Annotated in this window: 13 protein-coding genes; 3 read left to right on the top strand and 10 right to left on the bottom strand. The window is 45.5% G+C overall.

Annotated features, from left to right (window positions below):
* Positions 1–59 precede the first annotated feature (59 nt).
* Complete coding sequence (locus LZG74_RS12620) at positions 60–2,933, top strand: TonB-dependent receptor domain-containing protein (RefSeq protein WP_233796932.1); 2,874 nt, start codon at positions 60–62, stop codon at positions 2,931–2,933.
* Positions 2,934–3,026: 93 nt separating this feature from the next.
* Here LZG74_RS12620 and LZG74_RS12615 read toward each other — a convergent pair whose 3' ends face one another.
* The 6 genes from LZG74_RS12615 to LZG74_RS12590 form a co-directional block, all read right to left on the bottom strand.
* The gene (locus LZG74_RS12615; RefSeq protein WP_233796931.1) at positions 3,027–3,659 is read right to left on the bottom strand and encodes a LysM domain-containing protein; all 633 of its coding nucleotides are present in this window, start codon (positions 3,657–3,659) and stop codon (positions 3,027–3,029) included.
* A 59-nt stretch (positions 3,660–3,718) separates the two neighbouring features.
* On the bottom strand, positions 3,719–4,210 hold the full coding sequence (purE, locus tag LZG74_RS12610) for a 5-(carboxyamino)imidazole ribonucleotide mutase (RefSeq protein WP_026631626.1): 492 nt from the start codon (positions 4,208–4,210) through the stop codon (positions 3,719–3,721).
* A gap of 14 nt (positions 4,211–4,224) precedes the next feature.
* Positions 4,225–5,355, bottom strand: coding sequence for a 5-(carboxyamino)imidazole ribonucleotide synthase (locus LZG74_RS12605; RefSeq protein ID WP_255699222.1), 1,131 nt, complete (start codon positions 5,353–5,355; stop codon positions 4,225–4,227).
* A 99-nt stretch (positions 5,356–5,454) separates the two neighbouring features.
* A complete protein-coding gene (locus LZG74_RS12600) occupies positions 5,455–5,841 on the bottom strand; it encodes a type II toxin-antitoxin system VapC family toxin (protein WP_233796929.1) in 387 nt (128 codons plus the stop codon).
* Positions 5,842–6,105: a hypothetical protein gene (locus tag LZG74_RS12595; RefSeq protein ID WP_233796928.1), complete on the bottom strand. Its 264-nt coding sequence runs from the start codon at positions 6,103–6,105 to the stop codon at positions 5,842–5,844.
* A 68-nt stretch (positions 6,106–6,173) separates the two neighbouring features.
* Positions 6,174–8,234, bottom strand: a complete 2,061-nt coding sequence (locus LZG74_RS12590) for a BatA domain-containing protein (RefSeq protein ID WP_233796927.1) — start codon at positions 8,232–8,234, stop codon at positions 6,174–6,176.
* A 234-nt stretch (positions 8,235–8,468) separates the two neighbouring features.
* Here LZG74_RS12590 and LZG74_RS12585 point away from each other — a divergent pair, with 234 nt between their 5' ends.
* Positions 8,469–8,978, top strand: coding sequence for a YcxB family protein (locus LZG74_RS12585; RefSeq protein WP_233796926.1), 510 nt, complete (start codon positions 8,469–8,471; stop codon positions 8,976–8,978).
* Between the two features lie 51 nt (positions 8,979–9,029).
* Here LZG74_RS12585 and LZG74_RS12580 read toward each other — a convergent pair whose 3' ends face one another.
* Entirely contained in the window at positions 9,030–9,650 is a 621-nt protein-coding gene (locus LZG74_RS12580) for a DUF1684 domain-containing protein (RefSeq protein ID WP_233796925.1), read from the bottom strand.
* A gap of 83 nt (positions 9,651–9,733) precedes the next feature.
* Positions 9,734–10,285, bottom strand: a complete 552-nt coding sequence (locus LZG74_RS12575; RefSeq protein ID WP_233796924.1) for a hypothetical protein — start codon at positions 10,283–10,285, stop codon at positions 9,734–9,736.
* Between the two features lie 272 nt (positions 10,286–10,557).
* Here LZG74_RS12575 and LZG74_RS12570 point away from each other — a divergent pair, with 272 nt between their 5' ends.
* Positions 10,558–10,980, top strand: coding sequence for an OsmC family protein (locus tag LZG74_RS12570; protein WP_233796923.1), 423 nt, complete (start codon positions 10,558–10,560; stop codon positions 10,978–10,980).
* Positions 10,981–11,033: 53 nt separating this feature from the next.
* On the opposite strand, the gene hemW is transcribed toward LZG74_RS12570, so the two are convergent.
* Positions 11,034–12,170 (bottom strand): radical SAM family heme chaperone HemW, encoded by a 1,137-nt coding sequence (gene hemW / locus LZG74_RS12565; RefSeq protein ID WP_233796922.1) that lies wholly within the window; start codon positions 12,168–12,170, stop codon positions 11,034–11,036.
* Positions 12,170–14,242 carry a TonB-dependent receptor gene (locus LZG74_RS12560; RefSeq protein WP_233796921.1) on the bottom strand — a complete coding sequence of 691 codons (2,073 nt, stop codon included), beginning with the start codon at positions 14,240–14,242 and terminating at the stop codon, positions 12,170–12,172. The genes hemW and LZG74_RS12560 overlap by 1 nt, the downstream gene beginning before the upstream one ends.
* Positions 14,243–14,312 lie beyond the last annotated feature (70 nt).

Genomic DNA, 14,312 nt, shown 5'->3' with positions numbered 1-14,312 from the left:
TCTTATTAAACTATAATCAAAAAGGAGGCTCTAAAATGCAATTAACCTTTACAGAAACCATGAAAAAATTCGCATCCCTACTCTCGCTGCTGATATTATTTTCCCTCTCAGCATTTGCACAAGACCCAACCGGCCGGATCACCGGCGTGGTAAAAGACAGTGTTACCAACGAGCCGGTTGTGGGCGCATATGTTGCAGTAAGCAGGAACCTGCCCGATGCGAAACCCGAGTATGTAACGACTGATATAGACGGTAAGTTTTCATTCAGTGGTCTCGCCAAGCAAGCTGTTTATCTTGTGAAGGTTTCCTATCTGAGTTATAAAGATGCTTCCCGCACAGTCACAGTGCAGGATGATACGCAGGATGTCGGCACATTTCAGTTGAGCGAAGCCGTTGCGAATTTGAAAGAAATCAAGGTCGTAGGGCAAGTTACTGCGGTGCAGCAAAAAGGCGACACGACCCAGTTCAATGCTGCTGCCTATAAAACAAACCCTGACGCAACTTCCGAGGACCTCATCCAGAAAATGCCCGGCATAACGGTCGCTAACGGAACGGTAACGGCCAATGGTGAGACAGTTAACAGGGTTTTGGTGGATGGTAAGCCATTTTTTGGGGAAGATGCTGCACTAACATTGAAATCGCTTCCTGCCGAGATCGTCGATAAGATCGAAGTTTTTGACAAACTGAGCGATCAGGCGCAATTCACAGGATTCGACGATGGTAACGGCCAAAAAACCATCAACATTGTCACCAAAGCCGATCGCAAAATGGGCCAGTTTGGTAAGGTTTTCGCCGGGTATGGGCTGGATAACCGTTATCAGGCGGGTGGAAATGTGAGTTTTTTCAAAGGCGATCAGCGTATATCGGTGATTGGGCTGAGCAATAACATTAATATGCAAAACTTTTCAAGCCAGGATCTGATCGGTGTTTCCGGTGGAGGGGGCGGGGGAAGAGGCGGTTCGGGAGGTGGCTCTGCGGGTAATTTCCTGGTGGGTAACCAAAGCGGGATTACCGGAACAAATTCTTTCGGATTGAACTATGCCAACAAGTTTGGGAAAAAAGTGGATATTACCGGAAGCTATTTTTTCAACCGCACGGGTAACAGCAATTTGCAGAGCATGCAGCAACGCTTCATTTTGCCTGGTGATACGGATTCTACGGATCAGATTTACAATGAAAACAGCCGTACAAACAACACCAACGCAAACCACAGACTTAATTTCAGAATAGAATACAACATTAATAAGAATAACTCGCTGATCGTGACACCGCGATTCAGCTTTCAGGACAACAATTCAGCTAGCACAAAGGCCGGACTCAACACGCTGAACGGCCTGCGGATCAACAGCCTGGATAACAGCCAGCGTAATGCAACCAATGCGTACAACTTCAATAATGACGTTTTGTTTCGCCATTCATTTGAAAAGAAGGGCCGGACCCTTTCTGTGAATCTGAACACGCAGCTGAATGATCGCAACGGACTTGGTAATCTGTATTCCAAAACCATGTTTTTCGACAGTCTGGGCCTGGCGGCACGAGGCGATACGCTGGATCAGGAAAGTTATACCTATTCCAACGGCCTGACATTAGGCGGAAACCTGATCTACACCGAGCCTATCGGGAAAAACAGCCAGTTACAGTTCAACTACGGTCTGACGGTGAGCAACAGCGATTCGAAAAAAGAAACTTACAACATGAGTTTCGATGAAAACACTTATTCGGACCTTGATTCGCTGCTTTCCAATACATTTGACAATCGTTACGTGACCAACCGGGCAGGAATCGGCTACCGTTATCGCAAAAATAGCTGGTCGGCGAATTTGGGGCTGGATTTCCAAAATACCGGCTTGTACAGTCAGCAATTGGCGCCTGTCAACGCCAAAGTGGATCAGTCATTTACAAATCTGCTGCCTAATTTTATGTTGAGTTACAGATCCAAAACCGGTACGCAGTTCCGTACTTTTTTCAGAAGTTCAACAAATCAGCCATCGATTTCCCAGTTGCAGAATGTGATCGATAACAGTAACCCGCTCGCCTTAACTGCTGGAAACCCGGACCTGAAACAGGAATATCGCAACAGTTTTAATATTCGCTATTTGCTGGCCGGCGCAGAGCGTCCGTACAACCTGAATGCAATGGTTTTTGTAACCCAAACCAATAACGCAATTGTAAACTCAACATTGATTGCGCAGGAGCCAACCGAAATCGTCGACGGAATTATTCTGGAACGCGGAGCGAAATTTACAAAGCCTGTGAATGTGGACGGAAGCTGGAATGCACGAACTTTTCTCGCTTATGGAAAGCCCATTGCGCCATTAAAACTGAATGTAAACCTGACTACCGGCTTCAACTATGTGCGTTCCCCTGGCTTGATCAACAACATTTCAAATTACTCCAACACCTACGCGGTTTCGCAGGGTTTGGTTGTCAGCAGCAATGTCAGCGAGAACCTCGATTTCACAGTTTCTTATTCAGGAAACTACAATATGGTCCGCAATACGATCCAGCCGAATTTGAACAATAATTATTATACGCAGGGCATTACCGGACGTGTGAACTGGATTTTTGGAAAAGGGTTTGTTGTGCAAAGTGATGTGAGCAACCAGTCGTACCGGGGTTTGGGAGAAGGTTATAACCGAAACTTCACATTGTGGAATGCCAGCATTGGGAAGAAATTCCTGAAAAACAATGCCGGCGAATTGAAACTAACGGTTTTCGACATCTTGAAACAAAACAACAGCATTACCCGGAACGTGACGGAAACCTACGTGCAGGATGTTACCAATCGCGTTTTGACCCAATATGCAATGCTGACTTTCACTTACACGCTGAGAAACTTCGGAAAAGCGCCGGCTCCGCAAAACAACCGCCGCAGAGATTTTGAAAGCGGTGATATGCCTGGTGGTGGAAGAGGAGGAAGAGGTGGTTTTTGAGCTGAAAAGTGCTTAAATCAAATATCAATGCCAAAAAAGCGCCCGGAACGAAGAGTCGTCCCGGGCGCTTTTATATGTCTTTATTTTCAGAATCTATTTTCTGGACGGAAAAGGAATGATGAGTTTTTCACCTCTTTCGGAGAAATCTCTGGTTCTACCATTCGCTTTCATGATTGCTTCTTTGGTAACTCCATATTTGCCTGCCACTACCCTCAAAACATCGCCCGGGCCCACAGTATGCACGGCCTGAACTTGAATTTTGAGCTTGGTAACGTCCGACTTCAACTCGGGAGTGGAAGCATTCAGTCCCTTTAATGTTTCCGTTTTCAAATTGTAGCGCGATGCAATGCTTGAAAAAGTTTCACCGCCTTTCACTGTATGCGTAATTTGCTCTCCACCAACTGAGGACGCCGAAATCGCAGGCGTCGTTTCTTTTGGAGTCTCTTTCGGTTGGTCTTTCGCTGCCGACGGCTTTTCCGAGGCCGGTGTTTCTAATGCTTCGGCGGGCTCGTCGGTTATCGGCTCGCCTACACTGGGTTCTTCAAGCGTTGAGTCCACAACGACCGAAGTAAGCTCTTCGGAATTGGAGGAACTGTCGGAAATGTATTCATACCCCACGTACAACATTGCTAATACCAAAAGAACCAACACAAACAGGGTAACAATAGGAAGGTTGGACTTTTCGGTCGGACGGACATTTCTTTTCTTAGGGAATTCGTCTTCCATAGCCGGTAATCGAGGTTTTTTGTGGTGCTAATTAATTTTACGAAAATACTAAAGACCTTCTAACTTCCAAGGTGATTTCTCAATTCCTCATTCATGACCGCAACTTTTTCTTTTAGGCCTTCCTTGAATGCATCAAGCCTTTTTCCGACCTCCGGATCGCTCGCTCCGATGATTTGGGCCGCCAGAATTCCAGCGTTTCTCGCCCCATCCAGTGCCACTGTTGCCACCGGCACACCCGAAGGCATTTGTAAGATGGAAAGCACTGAATCCCAGCCATCTATCGAATTGCTGGACAAAACCGGGACGCCGATAACAGGCAGTGAAGTGAGTGAGGCAACCATGCCCGGCAAGTGTGCCGCGCCGCCTGCACCGGCGATAATAACCTGTAACCCGCGACTTCTGGCCGATGACGCGTATTCCAGCATGCGTTCGGGCGTACGGTGTGCCGAGACGATCTCCATTTCGAAAGCGATCCCAAGCTCGGAAAGTGCATCAGCTGCCTGCTGCATGATTTTCCGGTCTGATAAGCTTCCCATTATGATTCCAACCATTACTAAACGAAAGATTACTTACTAATTACTCTGATATTCTTTTTAACAAAATCAACCTTTCTCTTTAAAGACGCGATATCGGCATCCATAATGGTAATATGGCCCATTTTTCTAAATGATTTTGTAATGGCCTTCCAGTAAAGGAACGGGAAAACCTGTTCAGTAGCCAACAATTTCTCCATTCCTTCATAAATCGCCGGACCTTCGTAGCCTTCTTCACCCAGCAAGTTTACCATTGCGGATGGCCCATAAGCTTGCGTGCTGCCCAGCGGTAAGTCCAGAATGGCCCGCCAGTGCTGCTCGTATTGTGAAGTCGCATTGGCGCGGATGGTGTGGTGGCCACTGTTATGTGGCCTTGGCGCCACTTCATTGATCAGGATCTCGCCATCGGCAGTCATAAAAAGCTCCACAGCAAGCAACCCGACGATCTGGAAAGCTTCTGCCGTTTTTCTGGCAATTTCCTGCGCTTTTTCGTCTATGGATTTTTCAATTTCTGCTGGTGCAAAAAGATATTCAACCAGGTTCAGTTCCGGATGAAAAACCATTTCCACGGTCGGGAATGTGGTGATTTCGCCTTTTACATTCCGCGCCACGATGACGGCCAGTTCCTTCTCAAAGTGCACTGCCTTTTCCAGAAGTCCGGGCTGTTCGAAAGCCTTTTCAATGTCTGCTTCGGAAGTAAGCCGCTGCACCCCACGGCCATCGTAACCATCTTTTCCCAGCTTATGAAATGCGGGTAAAAAGGATGCGTTTTTATAGACATCTTGCCGGTTCTCTGTTAATATAAAATCGGCAGTTGGGAGGTTATGATCTTTGTAAAACTGCTTTTGGACACGTTTATCCTGGATTTGTCGGATAACAGAGGGTTGAGGGAAGATTTTCTTGCCTTCCTTTTCCAGTGCTTCCAAAGCCTGGACATTGACTTTTTCAATTTCTATCGTGATGACATCCAGGTCTTTGCCGAAATTATAAACCGTGTCATAATCCTGTAACGAGCCTTGCTGAAAGTGAGGGGCAATTTGTTTGCATGGGGCCTCTGCGTCGGGATCGAGGACGTGAATGTCCAGATTCCAGTCCACAGCGGCTTGTAAAAGCATAAGTCCTAGTTGGCCGCCGCCAAGAATTCCTATTCGCGATGAAAGCATTTAATGTTCCGGTAGTGTCACACAAAATTGGTGTAAAAACCGCTAACATAAAACTGAACCGAAATCTTTTGACAAGATACTTTTGAAAAATTCATATCATTATGGCAGAATGAGCGAGTTGGAAACGCGAAGTCCGGGAATCATTTTGAAATCCCTGAGATTTAATGTCCGCAACTCTAAATCATATACCAATGCCGTTGCAGCAATCAGCGTATCCGCAACGCTTAACTGGTGCGATAATGCGAATGTATGACTGATATCAATTGCCGCTTTGGCAACAGATTCGTTAAGATCAAAGTGAATAAAACCATTGAGCGTTCGCTTGATTTTCGCAAACTCTGCCCGATTCAGGCAACCGTTATACAGTTCCAAAACAACGATGGTGTTGATGCCTAGATTGAATTTTCCTGTATAATGTATGAAATGAATGGCTTGCGGCTTGTCTCTCAAATAGTCGATTAGAATGTTTGTGTCAAGCAGCAACATCTAAGGCTTCGATGTTTTGCGGATTTTACGAACATACGCTGCGGAATCGGAGACGTATGCGAAGGGCTTGACATTAGGATCATTCGCCATTTCCAGTTCTTCATCCGAAAGCTCGCAGCTGATCAAGCGGCCATATTTAGCAGGATCAAGTTTTTGATAGCTTACGCCGGGCTCATGAAGGGTGGAAGTTGTTTCGAAAGGGCGAAAATAGTCCGCAGCTTTTATAGTACCGGGAGTTGCAGATTTTGATTTTATAGTGCGCATAACTGTTAGTTTTTGTCAAAAATAACAATTTATTCGTGAAACAAAAACTACAACTATTGTTTAAGCAATCATTTCAATAACCGGATCAAGGCTACCTCTACTAAGAGAAAGAAAAGGGCTCCGTATAGGAAATATTTCCAGAGGTTGGTTCCCATGTTTTGTTGCTGGAAGGCTGTGGAGAAGGCGTCGTCGTCGATGCGGTCGAAGATTTGGACGTTTTTTTGTCCGGCGAAAATGGTTCTGAGCTCGTCAGGGGAATAGTATTGCAGTTTTGACTCCGCATTGTTGTGGTTCAATGCGATGATCTGTTCTACTTTGTTGTCTTTTATTAATTCAAAATATCCCGCATCCAATCCCTCTCCAAGCTGATCGCCCTGGGGAATTTCAAGTAAAAGCTGATTTCCCGCGATCCGCTGCACGGGAATGACTTCTTTCTGATTTCTTCTCAATTTATAAACCGTATTTGGCTGCGCTTTCTCAACATTTAATGTTATCGGATTCTCATCAAACTTGAAAGATGTACGCTGCGCGCGGACGCTGGATGCAGCGATTTTATACATGATAGGCACAAAAATGGCGTGCTGCGCAATGTTGCCGTATTCCGGATTTAAAGGTGCCGCAAAGAGGTAAACCTTGCCCGTTCCGAAAGTAACCTGGTTCAGATACGTCTGTCCGTTGCGCAATGCCAGCACCATTTGCCCTGCATTGGCCCAGCTCCACACAGGCGAAGCGGAGGGTAGATTAAGGTTCAGTTCCTGCCGGACGGATTCTTCAAAAACATCGCTGAAAAACGGATTGTTACGATCGGGCGCTGCAAGTGCAACCGGTGCAGGTTGAGCATTCTGGGTGCCGGACAAACCATTAATGCCGATCCGCGACAAAAAGCCGCTATAACTTTCAGTATTAGGTGCGGCGGGAGGGATTATTGTAACACTTCCGCCATTTCGGATGAGCTCCTGCAAATCCTGGGGTAGGGAACCAGATAGCGAGGTAACGCCCTCTAAAACAACAAGATCTGTATTTTTGATTAATCCCGGATCAACATTACTGGCGCTGTAACTTTGCAAAGAAAAGAGGCTGTCGTTGGCGTAGACGTTTTCAATGTAGTTGCCAGCAGACTTCTGCCCGTAAATGTGCAGGACGCGGATCAACGGCGAAGCATTGAGCACGAAATAATAGTTGTTATCAAATGTAACCGGGAAATCGTCAAATGTGATCTGCCCTTTTTTATAGCCTTTTCCTTTTAGGTTAAAATTGAATTTGGCGGTTGCGCTGCCGTTGGCAGGAACATTTACGGACGCCGTCGAAGCCTGCATATTATCCAGACTCAGCTTCAAAACAACATTGCGGGCTGCTTCTGATCCGGAATTGCTAACCTTAACGAAGAGAATGTTGTTCTGCAACTCGCGGATAAAAGGCGTGTTAAGCCAGGCAGAATCCACGAAAACATTCTTCTCCGCCGCAGCCTGAACAGGCACCAGAAACAGCTGATTTGTCGTATCGGCTTTCAATCCTGAAAGATTTCCGGAAGTGCTTTTTTGAAAATCAGAAAACCAGAAAAGCTGATTTTTGCCCGCCTGCTGATGCCGGGACATGAGGTTTTCCTGGCGCTTATAAACCTGCTCAAATGTGCGTGGTGTATTAGATAACCCGATGGTTGTCAGCCTGTCGCGTAATTTTTCGGACGCGTACAAGCCTTGTTCCTGGGCTGAAAAATCGTTGGTAACCAGTTGGAGAGAAGTCGCGTTCCTGAAAAGCCCCAGTAACTCGCTCAAACGCGCGGTTGCAATGTCCAGATAGCGTTTGTTATTAAGCTCGCTTTCCATGCTTAGCGAGTTGTCGAGATAGAGGCTTGTAATGCCTTTGCGGTCTACCGAAAGATTGTTTTGAGCAGGCAGAAACGGCTGGGCAAATGCCAGCGCAAGGCATATGATCGCCAAAATCCGCGCCGCAAGCACCAGCCAATGCTTCACCTGTCTTACCGAACGCGTTTTTGTATCTACTGCCTTTAAAAATGCAACGTTGGTAAAATAGACCTTTTTTGTACGACGGAAATTGAAAATATGAATCGCAATTGGAACCGAAACAGCCAGAAGACCCCACAAAAATGATGGAAAAAGGAAACCCATTTAGTTATGAATATTTTCGTGTTTCATGTTCAACGCAGTTAAGAAAGGCAAATTACACTAAAATCTCATAACAGTTTTTTATTTCAACGGCATTCTGATATGTCGACTCCTTTTTTTCTAACTTTGCACTTCATTTTCCGACAGCATGGCGACATGCCGGGAATCCAAGAAATTGTTAATTTAAACTGAATTATGGCCAAAGTTTCGGTGAATAAACACCAACCCGTGTATCAAATGCCGACGAACCCTGCGGCGGTCCGTACAAAAAGATACGCTTTACCAACGAAGAAATACATTGCCCTTGCCATGCGTCATTTTTTCAAAACGCAGCTGAAATGGGGATTAATACCACTCGCGCTTATCCTGATCAACGCCATTTTGAACCTTACCGGGGTGTATCCTAACTTGTGGATCTACATTACCGTGTTTGTGGGGGCACTTCTTTATGTGCTTTTCTGGCTGGTGCAGTTTACAGGCATTACGCAGCTTGCGCAATACAAACCCATGTTCGAAAAATTCTCCTACGAGATTGATAATCGTCAGATACTGATGAAGTTAAACCAGAAGGAGGGAAGTGTTATGAAATGGGAGCAGATCATGGACGCTTATAAGGATAAGGAAGCCTACGTGCTGGTGATTTCAAAAGGACAGTTTGTATATCTTCCTTTCAGCATTTTTACTTCTGAGCACGACATTAAAGTTTTCGAGCGGATTATGAAGCAGAAAGAATTTTTGAAAGCATAATAATTGGAGCATAAAAAAATCCCGGTCTGAACAGATCGGGATTTTTTTATGCTATTTCAGTTGCGCTTGCTGATGGTCTTTTCCGAACTTCTTTTCTCCGGCTGTGATCGCAATCGGCAAATGATTAGGCGCTGGCGGGATCGGGCAGTTGTATCCGTCACTGTACGCGCAATAGGGATTGTATGCCTTATTAAAGTCCAGCACCAGTTGGCCGTCTTTTATGTCTGTGGTTTTAAGATCGAGATAGCGGCCGCCGCCATAGGATTCGTCGCCATTTGTTTTGTCTTTAAAAGGTATGAAAAGATAGTCTTTGTATTTCGCGAGCTGCTGCAAGCTCAGGCTTCTGTAAACTGTTAATGTCTGCTTTCTGCCGTTAATCCGAAATTTCACCTTTCCATATTTTACGTACGTTTTATTAACTCCGCTGTAAGTAGGCATTTCGAAAGATTGCCCACGGCTCTTTTCGAATTTTGCGATAACCCTATACGACGAATCTGGTTCGTAAAACTGCAAAAACGGTAGATCAGCTTCTTTGAGGGGAGAGTTGGCCGAACTCAGAAATTCGTCTTTATACTTCTTTCTGAACTTGTTAGTCTCCTTCTTGAAATCCTGCGCAGTTGCCAGCGAAACTGTAATCAGCAGTAACCCGAGTGTGTTTAAAACGCTTTTCATACTTAGTAAAAGTAAATCCGGTAAAAAATTACCGGATTTTATAAAAAAATATCCAGAATGCCTACACAACTAAAATACTGTGCCTATTTCGCTGAAATCTTCCGAACTTTTGAATCATCAATGTTAAATGCTTTCACAACAGCATTGTAATCATTGAAATCCACTGCGGCATTTCTGCGTTGGACAAAATCGGCTGGAATGATAATCACCCGGAATTCCTGATCTCTTGTATACGTGGCAGGCACTGTGGCAAGGTTAGCGGTTCCGTCCAGGAAAATGGAAAAATCCTGCACAGTGCGGTCAAAGTTGTAAGTAAGGATGCCCTGATCCAGGAATGCGGTTTGTGGCAATGGTCTATATGCTGTGAGTGGCTGGCCGTTCACATTTTCACTTCCCCAGTTGATGTACACCAATACTGCGTCTGATTCCAGCACCTCAAAGCCCAGTTTTGCAGCTGCGAAAGTGAGGCCAAACTGATAATCTTCTGCGGCTACAAAATTCACATCTGTAAGGTCAAATGTTTTTCCGAGTGCTTCCACATCTGGCCCCGGAGGTCCTTGTAGGCCTTCCGGACCTTCGCAGCTTTGAAACAGAACAGCTACAATTAGCAGGAGAGGCATTATTATCTTTTTCATGATTGAATAGATTAAGTTGAATTATGGTTTGTAATTTGGTTTTTAGATTGCTGCGCAATAATAAAGTTTAATGCCCGATTCGCCATTAACATTCCTTAACTAAAACAGTAGCCTCCGGCCGGGAATGCGCATAGTCTGGAACAGGCAAAAGTGCCCATTTATTGCACAGGATATAAATTTAATAATTTGCGTAAATCGCCGATGCTTGTTACTTTTCGATGAAACGATCCTGCAACAAGGGATTTTAATTTAAACTTTAAAACACATTCAAGATGATCAACCGTAAAGCAACAGCCGTTTGGAAAGGAACTGGAAAAGAAGGAACCGGAACCGTAAGTACACAAAGCACTGTATTGGAAAACACGCAATATTCATTCAACACCCGTTTTGCTGAGGGTAAAGGAACGAATCCTGAGGAGTTGATCGCAGCTGCTCATGCGAGCTGTTTTGCCATGAAACTTAGCTTTGAGCTTAATGCAGCAGGTTTTACAGCTGATGAGCTGAACGCCACTGCAACTGTAACATTGGATCCGGCGAAAGGACAGGTTACAAAAAGCGCAATCGAATTGAAGGCGAAAGTGCCGAGCGTTTCCGCAGATGAGTTTGCGCAAATTGCTGATAAAGCGAAAAAAGAATGCCCCATTTCACAGTTGCTGAATGCAGAAATTACATTGAACGCAGAATTGCTTTCATAAGCAAAAGACGCGTTTTTGAGTTATCGGGCCATACGCAATGAGCGCCCGGTAACTCATTGCCCATTCCACTCAATAAAAAGATCGCTGGCAATCCGGTCCGCAAAAAGCTTCCCAGAATCAGTCAAATACCAGTTGTCTGCATCTTCCCTGATCCAGTTTTTCTTGGCCATCTGTTGCAAATCGGCTGTATGGATCAATGCGAAAGAGCCGCCCGATAACAACTCCAATTTTTCCTTATTTACGCCCCACTTCGTTCGCAGGCCTGTAAGCAAATATTCATTCGTCTGATCTGCCGGCGATAACGTTTCCACCGTTGTGGGAATGATCCGTTTTTGAATGGCCTCGACATAGCGCGCGTTATTTGAAACATTATACTCACGGCTTGCACCATTATAGGAATGCGCACTCGGGCCAACGCCTAAATACGGCCTTTGCTTCCAATAGGAGCTGTTATGCATGCTATAATGTCCGTTACGGGCAAAATTCGAGATCTCGTACTGCTCATATCTGTTTTCTGCCAGGGTTTTTACAAGAAGTTCAAACTGCTGCGCTGCATATTCTTCGTCTATGGGCTTGATTTTCTTCTTTTTAAGCCAGCTTCCAAATGCAGTCTGCGGCTCGATAGTAAGGCAATAAGCTGAAATATGGGCAATGTCCATCGCAAATGCTTTTTGCATATCCTGCATCAGAATGCTGTGATCCGGTGAGGGAATTGCATAGATCAGATCGATGGAAATGTTCGTAATGCCAATTTCCTGCGCAGTTCTGACGCATATTTCACCTTCACTAGCAGAATGTATCCTGTTCAGGAATTGAAGATGGGGCTCGTGGAAAGATTGTATGCCAATGCTTAGCCTGTTTATTCCGGCATTGTAAAATTGCTGCAACTTCTCCCGCTGCAAATCGTCCGGATTGGCTTCTAATGTTATCTCAGCATGGGGAGAAACCGTAAAATGCTGATTGATTGTATTGAGCAACAAATGCAGCTCCGCCTCGTCCAGCATCGAAGGCGTTCCTCCGCCGAAGTAAATGGTTTCAATGTCTGCTTTGGGCAGATAATCTTTTCTGAGAATGATTTCATTTGCTATGGCTTCCACCACAGCCCGTTTGTTAGTGGTGTTGGTGCTGAAATGGAAGTCACAGTAATGGCAAGCTTGTCTGCAAAAAGGAATATGAAGGTATAAATGCATTATTTGGAATTTTTCTGCCACTCCCAGCCGATCTTCACACCAGCCCATAAATTGTCTTTTGGCGCACTGTTATAATAGCGGTTGCCAAATGCATTCAGGTCATAACCGAGGCTGTAAATGCCCGCATTCACTTTCTCTGCGGAGGCTGAGAGCTCGCTGTAAAAATGCTGACCCCAGCTTTTCTTCCAGCTTACGCGCGCAATCCATTGATTGTAAGGTGTGTTTTCAACCGTGTTGGCATCGTTCAGGTAAAACGAACTTCCGTGTTGATAAGTTACAAATGCGGCAAAGCCATATCTGAAAAGTGCATCCAGACCGGATGTTTGTGAGAATTTTGGAATTCCCGGGATTCTCTTGCCTGTTAGATCCACATCAGCCTGCTGGAAATCTTCAAATGTATATTTCGTTGCCGTGCCGGTGTTCCATAATTTAAGCATTACAGGCAGTTTTGGGTCGGATAGGATGTCATAAGCGACAGTCCATTCCACTCCCTTCTGACGGGTTTTTCCTGCATTAATAAAGAATTCAGCGCCCGCTTCATTAGTCCTGCGAACAATGGTCTCACGTAATCCGAAATGATACAGACTGATTTCCCCGGTGATCACTTTTCCGGTTTTTCTGATCCCAAATTCAGTGTTCATCCCTTTCTCAGCCTCCAGATCCCGGCGGAAGCCACCTGCCGATGGGCGCACTTCCTGCAATGTGGGTGGCGAGTAACCACCACTGTAAGACGCTACAACCGCCCAGTTTTTGGCTATCACCTTGTTTGCCGCAAATCTTGGGACGAAAATGCCGTCAAACTTACGTTCCTCCTTGCTGTATGGAAGGGCGAAAAACCTTTCGTATTTGTATTTAAATGTGTTGTAACTCGCGCCGGCGCTTAATGTAAGGTCGGTAAAGAGCACCGCTTCCAGCTGGCTGAAAACAGAAAGGCTGGTTGTCCTGATGTCCTCCACTGTTTGCTGCTTGTCCGGTCTGCCGCCAATGTTGTCGTAATTCCGCTGTGCGGATTTCCCATATTGCCATTCAAATCCCGAGGTCCAGCTCGTTTTTACATTGCCGATCTGCGAGCGGTTTTGCCAGATATTCCTTCCGCCGATTCCATTCTCATCGCGTTTTTCATAATTTGAAATAAAAGGATTGGCAAAGTCTGTGAACGTCAGATACAATGCATTGGATTGTGTCCAGCTGTCGGAAAGCTGTAATGTATAGTTTCCGCCGATTAAGGCCAGCTTCGTGTAAATAGCAGCCTGCTGCGCCTCGCTCCCCGGCACCGTCGGGGTAGATTGCCTGGCCAGTTTCGGGTTACTCTGGTATTGTGCAAGATTAATGCCGCCCGGGGTTTCATATTTCAGGTCAGAAAACATGCCGAGGATCGATAATGTGCTGCGTTCGCCTAATCGTGAAGAAGAAGTGAAACGGAGTGCATCCCGCACCATATTGCTGTGGTTGCGATATCCATCTTGCTCGCTATGTCCATATTGTACTGAAATGTCGCCCACCTGAATGGTCGAATTTCTGCTTTGAAAACCATATTTACCAAAACTTACGCTTTGCTCAATGCGGTTGGTGAAATCATTGTCTGTCTGACTTTGCAACAACACTACGCCGCCCGTCCCGGCCCCGTAAATGCTGCTTCCGGGTCCTTTAATGATCTCCATATTCTGTACAGCACCATAATCCAGCGAGTTAAGCGGCGTATTCCCGCTCGCATCCGTGAAAGGGATTCCGTTCCAATAAAATTTCACATTACGCACCCCAAATGGCGACCGGATCAGGCTCCCGCGAACCGAAAAACGGTAACTTCCGGGTGAACGCTCCTCCATTTTTACGCCGGGAACTGTGTTTACAGCATTCGCCCACGTATAAGTCGAGAATCTTTCCAGCGACCGGGATGTGATCATCCCCACAGTTGCGGTGGTCGTTAACGGGTTGGTTCTGGATTCAAATGCATTGACGGTTACTTCTTCCAGCTGCCGGGCGTTCAGCGAATCGCTTTGCGCAACGGACTTTCCCGGATTAGTAAAAATAAGAATCGAAAATAAAAGGCTGGGGATATAAAATTGGCGCATGTTGAGTTGAAAGGCTATCAATAAAATACAAATCTGATTATTAAAAGGATTACTAGCAAGCGTTATACCA

The organism is Dyadobacter sp. CY327 (genome assembly GCF_021390415.1).
GTDB classification, from domain to species: domain Bacteria; phylum Bacteroidota; class Bacteroidia; order Cytophagales; family Spirosomataceae; genus Dyadobacter; species Dyadobacter chenhuakuii.
The sequence above is the reverse complement of the archived record's forward strand: the minus strand, read 5'-3'. Positions and strand labels throughout refer to the sequence as shown.